The sequence below is a fragment of the Candidatus Pseudoscillospira sp. SGI.172 genome (assembly GCF_050313575.1).
In the GTDB taxonomy this organism is placed as follows: domain Bacteria; phylum Bacillota; class Clostridia; order Oscillospirales; family Oscillospiraceae; genus Vermiculatibacterium.
In genome coordinates this window covers 16,471-31,775 of record NZ_JBNPLQ010000010.1, presented here as the reverse complement: position 1 = coordinate 31,775, position 15,305 = coordinate 16,471, and the positions used below count along the sequence as shown (strand labels likewise).

15 protein-coding genes are annotated in these 15,305 nt (G+C 60.6%); 13 read left to right on the top strand and 2 right to left on the bottom strand.

The genetic code is table 11. The features are described from left to right. Nucleotide 1: 1 nt before the first annotated feature. From ACQRD3_RS05690 to ACQRD3_RS05675, 4 genes are all read left to right on the top strand, one after another. The gene (locus tag ACQRD3_RS05690) at nt 2-793 is read left to right on the top strand and encodes a 4Fe-4S binding protein (protein ID WP_427780336.1); all 792 of its coding nucleotides are present in this window, start codon (nt 2-4) and stop codon (nt 791-793) included. A 47-nt stretch (nt 794-840) separates the two neighbouring features. Further along, nucleotides 841-2,184 (top strand): APC family permease, encoded by a 1,344-nt coding sequence (locus ACQRD3_RS05685; protein WP_427780334.1) that lies wholly within the window; start codon nt 841-843, stop codon nt 2,182-2,184. Between the two features lie 15 nt (nt 2,185-2,199). Next, entirely contained in the window at nt 2,200-2,979 is a 780-nt protein-coding gene (locus tag ACQRD3_RS05680; protein ID WP_427780332.1) for a 4Fe-4S binding protein, read from the top strand. Nucleotides 2,980-3,099: 120 nt separating this feature from the next. Then, nucleotides 3,100-3,582, top strand: a complete 483-nt coding sequence (locus ACQRD3_RS05675) for a MarR family winged helix-turn-helix transcriptional regulator (protein ID WP_427780330.1) — start codon at nt 3,100-3,102, stop codon at nt 3,580-3,582. Nucleotides 3,583-3,671: 89 nt separating this feature from the next. Here ACQRD3_RS05675 and mnmE read toward each other — a convergent pair whose 3' ends face one another. Beyond that, nucleotides 3,672-5,042 (bottom strand): tRNA uridine-5-carboxymethylaminomethyl(34) synthesis GTPase MnmE, encoded by a 1,371-nt coding sequence (gene mnmE / locus ACQRD3_RS05670; RefSeq protein ID WP_080906158.1) that lies wholly within the window; start codon nt 5,040-5,042, stop codon nt 3,672-3,674. Between the two features lie 252 nt (nt 5,043-5,294). Continuing rightward, a complete protein-coding gene (locus ACQRD3_RS05665; RefSeq protein ID WP_427780328.1) occupies nt 5,295-6,698 on the bottom strand; it encodes an NAD(P)/FAD-dependent oxidoreductase in 1,404 nt (467 codons plus the stop codon). A gap of 100 nt (nt 6,699-6,798) precedes the next feature. Here ACQRD3_RS05665 and ACQRD3_RS05660 point away from each other — a divergent pair, with 100 nt between their 5' ends. The 9 genes from ACQRD3_RS05660 to ACQRD3_RS05620 all read left to right on the top strand — a co-directional run bounded on the left by ACQRD3_RS05660 (nt 6,799) and on the right by ACQRD3_RS05620 (nt 15,294). Next, nucleotides 6,799-7,347: an RNA polymerase sigma factor gene (locus ACQRD3_RS05660; RefSeq protein ID WP_427780326.1), complete on the top strand. Its 549-nt coding sequence runs from the start codon at nt 6,799-6,801 to the stop codon at nt 7,345-7,347. After that, nucleotides 7,334-8,068, top strand: a complete 735-nt coding sequence (locus ACQRD3_RS05655; RefSeq protein ID WP_427780324.1) for a DUF4367 domain-containing protein — start codon at nt 7,334-7,336, stop codon at nt 8,066-8,068. The genes ACQRD3_RS05660 and ACQRD3_RS05655 overlap by 14 nt, the downstream gene beginning before the upstream one ends. Nucleotides 8,069-8,490: 422 nt before the next feature. Next, nucleotides 8,491-8,895, top strand: coding sequence for a hypothetical protein (locus tag ACQRD3_RS05650; RefSeq protein WP_427780322.1), 405 nt, complete (start codon nt 8,491-8,493; stop codon nt 8,893-8,895). A 24-nt stretch (nt 8,896-8,919) separates the two neighbouring features. Then, nucleotides 8,920-9,081 carry a hypothetical protein gene (locus ACQRD3_RS05645; protein ID WP_427780320.1) on the top strand — a complete coding sequence of 54 codons (162 nt, stop codon included), beginning with the start codon at nt 8,920-8,922 and terminating at the stop codon, nt 9,079-9,081. 67 nt (nt 9,082-9,148) lie between these two features. Then, on the top strand, nt 9,149-9,838 hold the full coding sequence (locus tag ACQRD3_RS05640; protein ID WP_427780319.1) for a hypothetical protein: 690 nt from the start codon (nt 9,149-9,151) through the stop codon (nt 9,836-9,838). A 38-nt stretch (nt 9,839-9,876) separates the two neighbouring features. Continuing rightward, nucleotides 9,877-10,350: a hypothetical protein gene (locus ACQRD3_RS05635; RefSeq protein ID WP_427780317.1), complete on the top strand. Its 474-nt coding sequence runs from the start codon at nt 9,877-9,879 to the stop codon at nt 10,348-10,350. A 675-nt stretch (nt 10,351-11,025) separates the two neighbouring features. Beyond that, the gene (nifJ, locus tag ACQRD3_RS05630; RefSeq protein WP_427780315.1) at nt 11,026-14,592 is read left to right on the top strand and encodes a pyruvate:ferredoxin (flavodoxin) oxidoreductase; all 3,567 of its coding nucleotides are present in this window, start codon (nt 11,026-11,028) and stop codon (nt 14,590-14,592) included. 187 nt (nt 14,593-14,779) lie between these two features. Then, the gene (locus ACQRD3_RS05625; RefSeq protein WP_427780313.1) at nt 14,780-15,025 is read left to right on the top strand and encodes a DUF2508 family protein; all 246 of its coding nucleotides are present in this window, start codon (nt 14,780-14,782) and stop codon (nt 15,023-15,025) included. Continuing rightward, a complete protein-coding gene (locus tag ACQRD3_RS05620; RefSeq protein WP_427780312.1) occupies nt 15,022-15,294 on the top strand; it encodes a pro-sigmaK processing inhibitor BofA family protein in 273 nt (90 codons plus the stop codon). Before ACQRD3_RS05625 ends, ACQRD3_RS05620 begins: the two co-directional genes overlap by 4 nt. The last annotated feature ends 11 nt before the right edge of the window (nt 15,295-15,305 follow it).

The window sequence follows — 15,305 nt, the reverse complement described above, 5'->3', positions numbered from 1 at the left end:
GATGGAGATCAAACGTGTCGTCACCCTCACCTTCAGCCCCACCGGCGGCACCCGCAAGGCGGCGGACGCCGTGGCACGCGGGGTAAACGCCCCGGAGCGTCTGGACCTGGACCGGACCTCTTTTGAGAGCCGCTGGGCCGGAGCGGAGCTGCGGGAGGGAGATTTTGCCGTCATCGGCATGCCCGTCTACTACGGCCGGGTGCCCGCGCTCCTGACAGAATTTTTCCGGCTCATTGAGGCCCGGGACATCCCCGCCGCCCTGGTGGTCACCTACGGCAACCAGAACCTGGGCGACGCCCTGCTGGAGCTCTCCGATGAGAGCGCTGCCCACGGCTTCCGCCCGGTGGCCGGCGCCGCCTTCATCGCCCGGCACAGCTTCACCGACAAGCTGGGCACCGGGCGGCCCAACGACAGTGACCTGGCTCTGGCCGTCCAATTCGGCCAGACGGCCGCCCAGCTGGTCCGCTCCACCGCCGACCTCTCCGCCCTCTCTCTGACGGTGCCCGGCAGCTTCCCCTACCGCCCGGCCATGGATCTGCCCATCGCCCCCGCCACCGACCGGAGCAAGTGCACCGGCTGCATGCTCTGCCAGCAGCAGTGCCCCGTGCAGGCCATCAATCCCCTGGACCCCGCCGAGATCGATGCCTGGCGGTGCCTGGACTGCGCCCGGTGCATTCAGAACTGCCCGGCCGGAGCCAAGGCCATCGCCGTCCCCGCCCTGCGGGAGAAGATCGCCGTGATGGAAGCGGTGGCCGCGGCCCCCAAAGCTCCCGAGCTCTTCTACGCCAACTGACCTGGCTTGGCAAACAGCCCCGCACAAATTGAATGGAGGTATTTCCCATGAGTGAGAAAGTGACCCCCGCAGCCGGCGAACTCAAGCGCAACATGGGCCGGATGGACCTGGTGTCCATCGCCGTGGGCCAGATCATCGGCGCCGGCATCATGGCCATGACCGGCACCGCCATCGGCATGACCGGCCGCAGCGTCAACCTGGCCTTCGTCATCGCAGGCATTCTCTGCATCCTCACCGCCATCCCCCAGATCCTGGTGGGCGGCACCGCCCGGTTCAAGGGCGGCCAGTATACCCAGATCGCCGCCTTCGGCGGTCAGCGCCTGGCGGGCATCTTCATCATCATCAACTTCTTCACCGGCCTCGGCATCTCCATGTACGTCCTCTCCTTTACCGAGTACCTGCTGGCCCTGGTCCCCGGCGCTCCCGACAAGCTCATCTCGGTGGCGGTGCTCACTATTCTGTTCCTGATGAACATTCTGGGCGCCAAGCAGGCCGCCGTGCTCCAGACCGCCATGTGCGCCGTCATGGCCGCCGCTATCGCCCTCTTCATCGCCTTCGGCATCCCCAACATTCAGCCGGGCTATCTGGATCCTCCCGACTTCATGACCAAGGGCGTCACCGGCGTGCTGATGGCCTCCGCCTACCTCTCCTTTGCCGCGGGCGGAGCCACTTATGTCATCAACTTCTCCGGCGAAGCCAAGAACCCCACCCGGGACATTCCCTTCGCCATCATTGTTCCCACGGTGGGCATTTCCATCATCTACGCCGTCATGGGCACCATCGCCGCCGGCGTGCTTCCCGTGGCCGGCGTGGCCAACAAAAGCCTGGCTCTGGTGGCCGAGGCCATCATGCCCCACCCGGTGTATGTGTTCTTCATCGTGGGCGGCGCCATGTTTGCCCTGCTCACCACGCTGAACGCCTCCATCGGCTGGATGTGCCGCCCCTTCATCCAGGCCTCCAAGGACGGCTGGCTGCCCTCCCTCTTTGCCAGGGTCCACCCCAAGTTCGGCACCCCCGTGGCCGTGCTCCTCATGTTCTACATCCTGGGTCTGGTGCCCATTCTCCTGGGTCTGGACATCTCCACCGTCTCCAGCTCCACCGTCATCCTCACCGCCGTGGTGAAGATCATGCTCTGCTTCACCGCCATGCGCCTGCCCAGTGTGATGCCTGAGCTGTGGAACAAATCCAAGTTCCATATGGGCAAGGGCGGGCTCTACTTCTTCTGCATCCTGGGCGGCGCGGTGGCCACCCTGCAGGTGGTCCTCCTGCTGGTCACCTCCTCCGCCCCCGAGCTCATCGGCAACGTGGTCATTCTGGCCGTATCCGTCATCTACGCCCTCATCGCCAACAGGCGGGTAAGAATGGAAGTCAGCTACGAGGACTGCGACTGAGAAAGGACCGTCTTTATGGCGCTTTACAAGCTGTTCTTCAGTCCTACGGGCGGGACACACCGGGTCGCAGATCTCCTGTGCGGCGCGTGGGACTGTCCCAAAATCGAAGTAGATCTCTCCGATCCGGAACAGGATCTCTCTGCACTCTGCTTCCGTCCGGAAGATCTCTGCGTGGTGGCCGTTCCCAGCTTTGAAGGCCGCGTTCCGCCCGTGGCACTGCCGTGGCTGAAAGCGCTCCGGGGCAACGGTGCGCGAACGATTGCCGCAGCAGTATTCGGCAATCGGGCTTACGACGACACGCTGGTGGAGTTGACCGATTTACTGCGGAGGCAGGGCTTCCGATGCTGTGCGGCGACCGCCGCCGTCGCGCAGCACTCGGTCCTGTCCGCCTATGGCGCCGGACGTCCGGATGCACAGGATGCGGCGGAGCTGGCCGCCTTTTCCAGCCGTTGCCGGGAGGCTTTTCAGTCCCCTGCACTTCCCGAGGTCTCCGTTCCCGGCAATCATCCCTACCGGGCCCCCGGCGGCCTGCCCGGCCTGATCCATCCTGTGGGCGGGCCGGGGTGCACCGCCTGCGGCCTATGCGTCCGAAGCTGCCCTGTGGGGGCCATTCCTGCAACCAGGCCCCGGCAGGTGGATCGGAGCAGGTGCATCGCCTGTATGCGCTGCGTCTGCGTCTGTCCCCTCCATGTCCGTCATGCCAACGGCGCACTTCTCGCCATTGGAACCCTCCTTTTGAAAAAAAAGTGCAAAGAACGAAAAGAAAACGAATTTTTCCTTTCTGAATCCTTTTGATGTTAGGTTGGCATTTCCGGCAGATTTGTGATACAATGTCTCCATCAGTGGCCGCGGTACGGGATAGCCGCAACCCGCCCCGGGGCGTATCTCTCAAGAATTGCCGGAAGGAAATTTACTATGCCCACCGTTGAAGAGATCTCCAAAATGATCGAGCAGCTCTATACCATGGATCGGATCATCTCCGCCATGCAGAAAAAGCCCCACGACTACGGCGGCGAGCTGCTCTATGCCAACGAGGCCCACACGCTGAAAGCCATCGCCCAGAGCGAGGGCATCAGCCAGGCTGAGCTCAGCGGGCAGATGTTCCGCACCAAGGGAGCCACCTCTGTGGTGGTGGACAAACTGGTGGAAAAGGGATTGGTGGTTCGGACCCGGGAGGACGGCAACCAGCGCCGCTATCTCCTTACCCTCACTGAGCGGGGCTGGGCCGTCCATCAGGCCCACCTGGCCTATGACGAGGCCCACGCCGCCTGGGCCGCCCAGCATCTGGGCCTGAGCGAGGCCGACCTGGCAGGAGTGAACCGCTCTTTGGAACAGGTGATCCAATTCTACTCGGAGCACTACCTGCGCAGCGGTCAGCCCGTAACGCCGGAAGTCTAACTTTTTTCTCCCCATCAAAAAGACCGGAGGCCGGTCCGCACTGCGGACCGGCCTCCGGTCTTTTTGCCTGAAAAGGGACTCTCCTCTCCTTATTTCCCCACACAAAAACGCTGAAAGATGCGGGCGGTGACATCCTCCCGCACCGTGCGGCCGGTGAGCTCGCCCAGGGCGGAGAGCGCCTCCTCCACGTCGGTGAGCACGGCGTCCGGGGTGACCCCCGCCGCCAGTGCCGCCGCCGCACGGCGCAGGGCCTCCAGCGCCCGCCCCGCCGCCTCGGCCTGCCGGGCGTTGGTGAGCAGCTCGCCCTCCGTCCCGCCGGCGGGCGCGGGGAGGCTCCGGGCCACTTGCTCCCCCAACCGTTCCAACCCCGCCCCCGTCCGGGCGCTGAGTTCCACCACAGGCGGCAGCTCCCCCCGCACGGCAGGTGTCCCCGCCGGGGGCAGATCGGCTTTGTTCCACACCAGGATGGTGGGGGCCAGCGCCATCGCCTCCTCCACCAGCGCCAGATCCTCCACCGCCACCGGCCGTGACCGATCCAGTACCACCAGGATCAGTCCGGCCTCCGCCATGGCCGCGCGGCTGCGGGCCACACCGATCCTTTCCACGGTGTCCCGGGTCTCCCGCAGTCCGGCGGTGTCGATGAGCCGCAGCAGCACGTCCCCCAGCACACACCGCTCCTCCACGGTGTCCCGGGTGGTGCCGGGAATGTCGGTAACGATGGCCCGCTCGTAGCCCACCAGGGCGTTGAGGAGGGTGGACTTGCCCGCGTTGGGGGGGCCTACAATGGCGCAGGGCACCCCCCGGGTGAGCATGCTCCCCCGGCGGTAGGTGGCCAGGAGGGCCTCCAGCGCCCCATCCGCCCCCTCCAGGGCCTCCCGGATCGTGTGGGCAGTGAAGGGATCGATGTCCTCATCCGGGTAGTCCAGCACGGCGTGGAAATGGGCCATGACGTCCACCAGGGCGGCGTAAACCTTTTCCACCCGGCGGGAGAGGGCCCCCGAGAGCTGCCCCGCCGCCTGCCGCACCGCGCCGGGAGTCTCGGCGTCGATGAGGTCCATCACCGCCTCGGCCTGGGCCAAATCCAGCTTGCCGTTCAAAAAGGCCCGCCGGGTGAACTCCCCCCGCCCGGCCTGCCGGGCGCCGTGGGCAAAGAGGCTGTCCAGCGCCAGCTGCAGCACCGCCGGGGATCCGTGGCACTGGAGCTCGGCAGTCTCCTCCCCGGTATAGCTGTGGGGCGCGGGGCTCCAGGTGGCCAGCACCCGGTCGATCTCCCGCCCGTCCCGGTCGGAGAGCGCTCCGTACACCAGCGTCCGGGGCGGGTGCTCCGCCAGCGCCCGCCCGTCGGACGCCCGAAACACCGCCCCCGCGCACCGGGCCGCGCCGGATCCAGACAGCCGGATCACACCGATGGCGCACCGGGCCGCGCCGGTGGCGACGGCCGCAATGAGCTCTCCCTCCATGTTTCCACTCCTTTTCCCACCTGCCGCAAAACTTTCTCTGTTTTGCCGGTCGTTTTCCCCTTGACAGGTTTTTATGTCCACCAATCCTGCATAGAGTTTTCCACCTGGTTGACAGAACACAGTGTGGATAACCTTGTGGATATTGTGGAAAACCCCGCGATATCTTGGTTTGTTATTTTCTGTAACTTTTTACAAAGTGCATATTTCCCTGTATAATTGCCGTCAAATCATGGTTACGTTTTTACCGTTTCTTTACCGGCTGTTCTTCAGCCGCCGGGAGATGACCTGGGCCACCTTCACGCCGGAGGCGCCCGCCTGGGCCAGGCCCCGGGTCACGCCCGCGCCGTCGCCGATGGCGAAGAACCGGGGCAGGGCGGTCTCCAGCTCCCCGGAGAGCGCCAGCCGGGAGGAGTAGAATTTCACCTCCGCGCCGTAGAGCAGGGTGTCGTAGTTGGCGGTGCCGGGGGCCAGCTTGTCCAGCTGATAGATCATCTCGATGATGTCGTCCAGCTGACGCTTGGGCAGGGCCAGGGACAGATCGCCCGGGACGGCGGCGGTGAGGGTGGGCCGGGTAAAGGACTTGCTCATCCGGTGGTCGTTGGAGCGCACGCCCTTCACCAGATCCCCAAACCGCTGCACCAGCACGCCGCCGGCCAGCATGTTGCTCAGGGAGGCGATATGCTTGCCGTAGCGGTAGGGCTCGTTGAAGGGCTCGGTGAACCGGTTGGAGACCAGCAGGGCGAAGTTGGTGTTCTCGCTTTGAAGGGCGGGATCGGCGTAGGAGTGGCCGTTGACCGTGTTGATGCCCTCCACGTTCTCGGCCACCACGTGGCCGTAGGGGTTCATGCAGAAGGTGCGCACCTGGTCGCCGTACTGCTTGGTGCGGTAGACCAGCTTGGACTCATACACCACGTCGGTGATGTGCTCAAAGACCCGGGCGGGCAGTTCCACCCGCACGCCGATGTCCACCTGGTTGTTGATGAGCTGGATGCCCAGATCCTTGCACTGATCGGAGAACCACTCCGCGCCCGAGCGGCCGGGACCGGCCACCAGCCAGGTGCAGTCCACCTCGTCCCCCTTGGCGGTGGTGAGGCGGTAGCCCGCCTCTCCCAGGGACTCGATCTTCTCCACGGCGGTGTTGAAGCGGAATTCCACCCGCTCCTTCATATCCTCGAAGATATTCTGAAGAATGCGCAGGTTGTTCTCGGTGCCCAGATGCTTGACCTTGGCCTGGAGGAGGTGGAGGTCGAACTCCAGGGCCTTCTTCTCCAGGGCCCGGGCCTCCGGGGAGGAGGTGGAGTAGACCTCTTCCGTGGCCCCGTGGGCGACATTGATGTCGTCCACATAGCCGATGAGCTCCATGACCTCTCTGGCGGGCATAAAGTCGGTGAGCCAGCCGCCGAAGGCGGTGGTGAAGTTGAACTTTCCATCGGAGAAGGCCCCGGCGCCGCCGAAGCCGCACATGGTGTCGCACACAGAGCACTGGATGCAGGAGCGCACCTTCCCGGCCACGATGGGGCAGCTCCGGTTGTATATGTCTCTGCCCTGCTCCAGCACCAGCACGTTCAATCCGGGGTTCTGACGGGTGAGCTCGTAAGCGGCGTAGATCCCCGCCTCGCCGCAGCCGATGACCGCCACGTCTACTGTTTCTCGCATGACCATTCTCCTTTGTATGGTTGTTTTCGGTGTTTACAAGGTATTTTACCACATTCCTTCCGAAAATGCTATAATGGCCCCACAGAAAGGAGGTCCGGCCATGCTGATGTTTTATCTCTCCCTCCTGGAGGGGGACGACAACAAGGCGCTGTTTACGGCGTTTTACACCCGCTACCGGGCCAGGCTCTACGCGGTGGCCTTGAACATTCTGAAGGACCCCGCCCTGGCGGAGGACGCGGTACACGAGGCGTTTTTGCGGGTCATCGGCCACTTTGAAACCTTTTTAAAAATTTTTGAAAAAGAGCGTAACAAAATCGGCCCCTGGGCCGTTACCATAGTGAAGAACATCTCCCTGGACCTGCTCAGGAAGAAAAACCGGAGCGAGTTCCTGCCCGAGGACTGGGACGCCCCCGCGCCGGGAGGGACCGAGGGCGAGGCGGGCTACCGGCGGCTGGTGGAACCCATCTCTTCCATGCCGGAGGCCTATCTCCGGCCTCTGGAGCTGAAATTCATCTGCGAATATTCCGACCGGGAGATCGCCGACGATCTGGGGATCACCCTGGGGGCGGCCCGACAGCGCATCCGCCGGGGGCGCGTCCTGCTCATTCGGAAATTAAAGGAGGAGGGGTACGACCATGAGACCGTTTGACGCGCCGGAAGAGGACAATGTCGGCGGGGACTTTGACCGCGTCCTCCGCGCCGCCCTGCTGGACGCCCAGCGGATCAAGTGGGCCCCCCTGCTGGACGACCCTGTCCCGGAGCCGGATTTTTCCCGGCGCTACCTCCGGTTTGAGCAGAAACTGCTGAACGACCCCTTCGGCTATGCCCGCGCCTGCGCGCGGCCGGTGTGGCAAAAGGCCCTGCGGGCGGCAGTGTGGCTGCTGGTGGCCGCCTCGGTGGCCATCGGTGGGCTGTGGCTCAACCCCAGCACAAGGGCCTGGGTGGAGCAGTATATCTTTCGGCGTCTGCCAGAGGTGGACGAATATCGGTTTCAGGGAGACCCGGCGGACGGCGGTGACCTGAGCGGCATCCGCCCCAGCTATGTGCCCGAGGGGTTTGTGGAGACAGAGACCCTTGAGCTTGCGGGCGACTGGTATGTAACCTATCAAAATCAAGAGGGAATTTCCATTGAGTTTGGAGTGCTCTCCACCGCTCCCGGTGGTCTGATTGGCTTTGACAATGAACACTCCTCCCGTTCGGATATTAAAATCAACCAATGGAACACAGTTCTGTACACCGCAACCGCTCCTGAGTATGGCAACTTCCTTTTGGTTTTTGACGGACAGCGCAACTGTGTTTATACTTTTTTCTCCCTTGCCGATGCAGACAGCCTCGTCCAAATGGCGGAAAGCGTTAAAAAGACGAACTAAACAGCCCAGAAAAAATATTTTTAAAATTTTTATAAAGCTGCGTAACAAAACCGCCTTCTGAATCGTTATGTCAGTGAAGGGCAATTTCAAAGGGCCCTATCCTATACGAAAGAAGGAGATTCCCATGAAGAAACGCATCTTCCCCCTGACATTGGTTCTGGCCTTGTGCCTGACCCTGTGCGCCAATGCCGCCGTCCTCCGCACAAAAACAGCTTTACCTATTCTCCCACAGTAACCGTATCCGGCAGCTCCGCCGCCTGCACCCTCAGGGTCAGCGCCACACAATCCACTGTCAAGATCACGGCAAACATCTTACCTAACTGTGTGGGAAAAATTTACTTGGGTTAGTTTATGGTTTGTTTTAAACTGCACCTAAATTTAAGCAGGTAATATTATCCCATAAATTGGCGAGGGGCAATGTTATGAAGAAAACTCACCGTACGCTCTTTCAACGTATATTGCCGATCATTTTCATCGCTACTATTCTCATTTTCCTATTTTTCCCCCGACCGCTAAGTGCCGTTATCCGTGCGCAACCTTCCATGTTATACACATACAGGACAGAATACGGCGCTCAACCTGTCAACGGTGATCATGCAGATGAAATTGTCTCTGCCATGAACAGTATTATTGTCATTTTTTCAGGATGGAGCAAGGGTATTCCTGATGATGGTCCAGTGCTCATTTTACGCACGCAGGACAATAACATAATAGAGATATTAAGTACCGTCAATGGCGAATCCAGCATTTATAGAAAAGTCCTTTGGGGGCAAAGCAGGTATAAAATTTTGAGTGGGGTGAAGGAGACTGTTTTTCCGCCCCACTAACCACAAGAGCCCCCGGCGGCGCTTTTGCGCCGCCGGGGGGCAGTTCCCCATTCTCCCGGCGCCCTTCATTTCAGCGACACCCACACCGATTCCCGCATCTCCAAGGGCGGCGCCCGCCTGTCCTACACCGTCACCGTCTCCGGCTCCAACGGCACCGATCCCGTGAGCGGGTATGTGTATGGGTAAAATAACTAATTAAACTGCAAATGAGGCCAATATTAATTCTGCAATAGACTTTGTCCAGTCTCTTGATTTGACCGAACAAGGCTATGGGTACATTGAAGAATCTTGCCTAACTCAACTGCAAGATTTTAAAAATTTGGAAAACTTCTCACTGGACTCGTACACCGTTCTTGTTCCATTAGAAATTGACGCAACACTCGCTTATTATGGCACATACAATGGCTTTACATTTTATTCTGCTGATTATGCTAAATATACTGCAACAGTTCATGGCAATAGGACTAAAGTCTTCAATGACACCAGCGATGTGCAAAAATTCATTTCCGAAGTAACAGATATTGCTTTTCTTTTTGTTGAAAACACGGCTGCCTCGCTTGCATATTCCACTGTCGCTATACTGGTGGACGCTTCATCTAAAAATTTCGAAGTAACAACACAAGATACTGTGGAAGGTGTCATCAAGCTTGACTGGGCATATTGCCGAGGCATCTACACCAAGAGTGGCCCAAATGGAAGTTATGCTAGATTCTATTCTTCTGAACGGGCCATAATCCATCCAACAGAGATATATTTTCCTATGGCTCACGGACTGCCAACTTCCGTTACCATTGAATCCCCTGCTCGTTCTATTGCCATGCCTAATTACTATAACAAAACATACCAAATGCAACAGGCATATAATTGGATCATGAATGGTGGCATCGAATATCCTGAACGTCAATACATGGGTTCCTATGTCGGAACATTTTGTCTCAAATGATCTGTTTTAATTTGCTCAAATAGCGAGGAGTCTTCTCCATGAAGTTGCCCTTCAAAAAGAGATACGCTCTCTTGGCACTTTTCTGTGCCGTCCTCTTGTTTCTATTTTGTCCCAGAAAACTGAGCTGGCTCATTCCGTCCGATTCCATAATTGGGTATTATTATAAGCTATCTTACTATGAAGATGAGACCTATACAGAGGACGTTGCTCCGCTTCTTGAAGCACTGGATAACACATATGTGGTTTGGACTGGATGGACGCACTGCGTAATGGGCCCAGGAAATGACATTTTTGTTCGAGTTTGCACTGAAAACCGCTATGTTGGAACTTTCTATGCCCTCGGCAATTCAAAAAATATCTATTACAAGGATATGGGACCCCTTCAAAGATACTACTCCTTTGGTGGCAGTTTATTGGAGCTGTTGGAGCAAAGTGGAGTGCCCAAGGGACACGGGGACGGCTCTTCTGTCCCGCCTACCAACGCCCCCGACAACCTTCCCCCGTCCCCCTGACCGCCTCTCCGCCCCCGGCGGCGCTCCCACGCCGCCTGGGGGCGGCTCCCCAATTTTCCCCCCCGGCGCCGGGTTGAATGCCACGGAGAGAGTTCTTTTGTCTCAACGGAGGCTATCATGACGCATCCATGGAAACCGATCCCGCTCCGCTTGATCCCCGCCGCACGGTCGATAGCCCTCTGCTTTGGACTCTACCTACGCGCAGAAGCCGGTGCAAAGGACCTCTGTCTGTTCTTGTTCAACGTTATTTGAATCGTTACGCTTCTCTCCTTCCGGCGGCGAAGCTGACCCTTCAGCAAGACGGGGGATGCCCCTTTGGTAAGCCATGGTGCCCCCCCTTCCCGCTCGCCGGGCGAAGCCTCCAACCACATCCCCCCTCCCTCTGACCGCCCTTCAGGGCGGTCCTTTTTCTTCGAAATTTCAGCATGTCTGGATTATAAACACGCAGTCTACGAGCAGGACAGTCCACCGTGACTCTAAACAAAAAGGAAAATCATCGGTTTAAAAAAATCCTACTTTTTCTATTTTTATGAAAAATGAGCGCACTTTAGACAAAAAATCGTCCTGAGAATTTGAGAAGGAGGTTTACAAATTACAAACCAGGTGATAGAATAAGGACGCTGCTAGAAGATTCATATTGTCCCAGCGAAATACCTGAAGGAGGAATCGTTCAAAATGGCGAGACAATTCAAATCCATGGACGGTAACACCGCCGCGGCGCACGTGTCCTACGCGTTCACCGAGGTGGCCGGCATCTACCCCATTACCCCGTCCAGCCCCATGGCCGACAACGTGGACCAGTGGGCCGCCGCCGGACGCAAGAACATCTTCGGTAACCCCGTCCGGGTCATCGAGATGCAGTCTGAGGCCGGCGCTTCCGGTACCGTTCACGGCTCTCTGGCCGCCGGCGCCCTGACGACCACCTACACCGCTTCCCAGGGCCTTCTGCTGATGATCCCCAACATGTACAAGATCGCGGGCGAGCTGCTGCCCTGCGTGTTCCACGTGTCCGCCCGTACCGTGGCGACCCACGCGCTGAACATCTTCGGCGATCACTCCGACGTCATGGCCTGCCGCCAGACCGGCTTTGCCATGCTGGCCGAGACCAATCCCCAGGAAGTGATGGATCTGGGCGCTGTCGCCCATCTGGCCGCCATCAAGAGCCGCGTGCCTTTCATCAACTTCTTTGACGGCTTCCGCACCTCCCACGAGATCCAGAAGGTCGCCATCTGGGATTACGACGATCTGAAGGACATGGTGGACATGGACGCCATCGACGCCTTCCGTGCCCGCGCCCTGAACCCCGAGCATCCCACCATGCGCGGCTCCCACGAGAACGGCGACGTGTTCTTCCAGCACCGCGAGGCCTGCAACAAGTTCTACGAGGCCGTCCCCGGCATCGTGGAAGAGTACATGGGCAAGGTCAACGCCAAGCTGGGCACCAACTACCAGCTGTTCAACTATTACGGCGCCGAGGACGCTGACCGCGTCATCGTCGCCATGGGCTCCATCTGCGACGTGGCCGAGGAGGTCATCGACTACCTGAACGCCCACGGCGAGAAGGTGGGCCTGGTGAAGGTGCGTCTGTACCGCCCCTTCCGCGCTGACAAGATGATCGCCGCCCTGCCCAAGACTGTGAAGAAGATCGCCGTGCTGGACCGCACCAAGGAGCCCGGCTCCCTGGGCGAGCCTCTGTACCAGGACGTTGTCACCGCCCTGGCTCAGGCCGGCATCAACGACAAGGTCGTCATCGGCGGCCGTTACGGCCTGGGCTCCAAGGACACTCCTCCCCGCAGCGTGTTCGCTGTCTATGAGGAGCTGGCCAAGGACGCTCCCCGCCGCGAGTTCACCATCGGAATCGTGGACGACGTCACCAACCTGTCCCTGCCTGAGCACGACTGCCCCAACACCGCCACTCCCGGCACCATCGAGTGCAAGTTCTGGGGTCTGGGCGGCGACGGCACCGTGGGCGCCAACAAGAACTCCACCAAGATCATCGGCGACCACACGGAGAAGTACATCCAGGCTTACTTCCAGTACGACTCCAAGAAGACCGGCGGCGTGACCGTCAGCCATCTGCGTTTCGGCGACAAGCCCATCCGCGCCCCCTACTACATCAACAAGGCCGACTTCGTGGCCTGCCATGTGCCTTCCTACATCGTCAAGGGCTTCCCCATGGTGCGTGACGTGAAGGACGGCGGCATCTTCCTGATCAACTGCCAGTGGAATGACGAAGAGCTGGATCAGCACATGCCCGCCGTGGCCAAACGCTACATCGCCGAGCACAATGTCCAGGTCTACACCATCAATGCCATCGACGCCGCCATCGAGATCGGCATGGGCAAGCGGACCAACACCATTCTGCAGTCCGCCTTCTTCTCCCTGGCCAACATCATCTCCAAAGATGAGGCCATCGGCTACATGAAGGACGCCGCCACCCACTCCTACCTGAAGAAGGGCCAGGACGTGGTGGACCGCAACCACAAGGCCATCGACATGGGCGCTTCTCTGCTCCATAAGGTGGAGATCCCCGCCTCCTGGGCTACCGCGCAGGACGCTCCCAAGGCCAGCACCCTCACCGGCCGTCCCGAGCTGGTCAAGATGGTGGAGAACCTGATGGAGCCCATCGGCCGTATGGACGGCGACAGCCTGCCCGTGTCTGCCTTCTATGAGGACGGCCATGTGGACGGCACCTTCCAGCAGGGCGCTGCCGCCTATGAGAAGCGCGGCGTCGCCGTCACCGTCCCCGCCTGGGACGGGGACAAGTGCATCCAGTGCAACCAGTGCGCCTACGTCTGCCCCCACGCCACCATCCGTCCCTTCGCTCTGACCGCCGAGGAGGCCAAGGCCGCCCCCGCCGCCGCGAAGATCGTGGACATCAAGGCCGGCAAGGGCAAGGGCGTGTACCAGTACACCATGGCCGTCTCCCCCCTGGACTGCATGGGCTGCGGCGTGTGCGTCGGCATCTGCCCCACCAAGGCCATCACCATGGAGCCCCAGGAGAGCCAGTCCGCTCAGCAGGACGTGTTCGACTACTGCGTGGCCAATGTGGCTGAGAAGGACGACATGGTCAGCGTGGCCAGCGTGAAGGACAGCCAGTTCAAGCAGCCCCTGCTTGAGTTCTCCGGCTCCTGCGCCGGCTGCGCCGAGACCAGCTACGCCCGCCTCATCACGCAGGTCTGCGGCGACCGGATGTACGTTTCCAACGCCACCGGCTGCTCCTCCATCTGGGGCGGTCCCGCCGCTACCTCTCCCTACACTGTGGACAAGAACGGCCACGGTCCCGCTTGGGCCAACTCCCTCTTCGAGGACAACGCCGAGCACGGCCTGGGCTTCTACTACGGCCAGAAGGCGATCCGTGACCGCCTGACCGAAAAGACCGAGGCCCTCCTGGCTGTCGCCTACGCCGACGCCGACCTGAAGGCCGCCGCTCAGGCCTGGCTGGACACCATCAACGAGGGCGACGCCAACAAGGCTGCCGCCGCCAAGTACGCCGCAGCTCTGGCCGACGCCATCGTCCCCAACTGCACCTGCGAGGCCTGCACTCTGGCCCGCGAGGTCCTGGCCCACAAGGAATTCCTTGCCAAGAAGTCCATCTGGATCTTCGGCGGCGACGGCTGGGCCTACGACATCGGCTTCGGCGGCCTGGATCACGTCCTGGCTTCCGGGGAAGACGTGAACGTCATGGTCTTCGACACCGAGGTGTACTCCAACACCGGCGGGCAGGCTTCCAAGGCCACCAACTTCGGCGCAGTTGCTCAGTTTGCCGCTGCCGGCAAGAACACCGCCAAGAAGTCTCTGGCCGAGATCGCCATGAGCTACGGCTACGTCTACGTGGCTCAGGTCGCCATGGGCGCCAACCCCAACCAGACTCTGGCCGCCATCCGTGAGGCCGAGGCCTATCACGGCCCCTCCCTGATCATCGGCTACTCTCCCTGCGAGATGCACTCCATCAAGGGCGGCATGCTCCACTGCCAGGACGAGATGAAGAAGGCCGTCGAGTGCGGCTACTGGAACCTGTTCCGGTTCAACCCCGACCTGAAGAAGGCCGGCAAGAGCCCCTTCACCCTGGATTCCAAGGAGCCCAAGGACGGCTATCAGGAGTTCCTGATGAACGAGGCCCGCTACTCCGCTCTGACCCGCTCCTTCCCCGAGCGCGCCAAGGAGCTCTTCGCCAAGAACGAGGAGTCCGCCAAGGCCCGTTACGAGCACCTGGTCAAGCTGCAGGAGCTGTACAAATAAATTTCAGGCAACTGTAACTACCGGGAGCGCCCCGCCGATCGGCGGGGCGCTCCCTTTTTATGCGCCTCTTCCTCTGCTCCCCGGTATAGCAGGCGGCATATTTGTCCATACTTTCCATACAATGGTGGAAGAAAGGAGCGTGGCATGGATGGAAAAGCGCGGAAGATTTTGGGGACGACGGACAGCGATGCCTGAGGAAGAGGCCGCCGAAATTTTAGAGGAGAGCCTGGGAGCCACCCGCGTCCTTATCGCTCAGGCCTACGCCGGATTCAACGCCGCCGCCGACCCGGAACTGGTGGAGTCCTATGTCTATGAGATCCAGGCCCTTCAAGCCCGCTATTCTTACCTGCTGCGCCAGAGGAAGGCGCTGGAGTCCGGCGTGGAGCAGCCCGCCTTCCCGGCGGCGCGTCGGTCCACCCTTCCTGCCGTATGACCATGCCGGGTATTGTGGAAAGCCTGCCATGGCTGCTGGGGAGTCTGGGCCTTGTGATCGCGCTGGCTCTGCTCAAGCGGCCGCTGAGCGGACTGCTGCGCCTGCTGGGCCGCACGGGGGCGGGGCTGGCCTGTCTGGCGTTCTTCGCTCCCGTGGGGCAGTTTCTGGGGGCAGGCCTTGGAGTCAACCTGATGAACGCCCTGGTCCTGGGCGTCCTGGGCGCCCCCGGCTTTGGCCTGCTGCTGATGCTGCGGTGGGTCCTGCGGTGAGAATCTCTTTC

What these genes read in the sequence shown, in the direction of transcription:
- ACQRD3_RS05655 (WP_427780324.1), top strand. Translation starts at nt 7,334, where the DNA reads ATGAGACCGTTTGACGCGCCGGAAGAGGACAATGTCGGCGGGGACTTT.
- ACQRD3_RS05625 (WP_427780313.1), top strand. Translation starts at nt 14,780, where the DNA reads ATGCCTGAGGAAGAGGCCGCCGAAATTTTAGAGGAGAGCCTGGGAGCC.
- ACQRD3_RS05685 (WP_427780334.1), top strand. Translation starts at nt 841, where the DNA reads ATGAGTGAGAAAGTGACCCCCGCAGCCGGCGAACTCAAGCGCAACATG.
- ACQRD3_RS05660 (WP_427780326.1), top strand. Translation starts at nt 6,799, where the DNA reads ATGCTGATGTTTTATCTCTCCCTCCTGGAGGGGGACGACAACAAGGCG.
- ACQRD3_RS05675 (WP_427780330.1), top strand. Translation starts at nt 3,100, where the DNA reads ATGCCCACCGTTGAAGAGATCTCCAAAATGATCGAGCAGCTCTATACC.
- ACQRD3_RS05690 (WP_427780336.1), top strand. Translation starts at nt 2, where the DNA reads ATGGAGATCAAACGTGTCGTCACCCTCACCTTCAGCCCCACCGGCGGC.
- mnmE (WP_080906158.1), bottom strand. Translation starts at nt 5,042, where the DNA reads ATGGAGGGAGAGCTCATTGCGGCCGTCGCCACCGGCGCGGCCCGGTGC.
- ACQRD3_RS05650 (WP_427780322.1), top strand. Translation starts at nt 8,491, where the DNA reads ATGAAGAAAACTCACCGTACGCTCTTTCAACGTATATTGCCGATCATT.
- ACQRD3_RS05635 (WP_427780317.1), top strand. Translation starts at nt 9,877, where the DNA reads ATGAAGTTGCCCTTCAAAAAGAGATACGCTCTCTTGGCACTTTTCTGT.
- ACQRD3_RS05680 (WP_427780332.1), top strand. Translation starts at nt 2,200, where the DNA reads ATGGCGCTTTACAAGCTGTTCTTCAGTCCTACGGGCGGGACACACCGG.
- nifJ (WP_427780315.1), top strand. Translation starts at nt 11,026, where the DNA reads ATGGCGAGACAATTCAAATCCATGGACGGTAACACCGCCGCGGCGCAC.
- ACQRD3_RS05665 (WP_427780328.1), bottom strand. Translation starts at nt 6,698, where the DNA reads ATGCGAGAAACAGTAGACGTGGCGGTCATCGGCTGCGGCGAGGCGGGG.
- ACQRD3_RS05620 (WP_427780312.1), top strand. Translation starts at nt 15,022, where the DNA reads ATGACCATGCCGGGTATTGTGGAAAGCCTGCCATGGCTGCTGGGGAGT.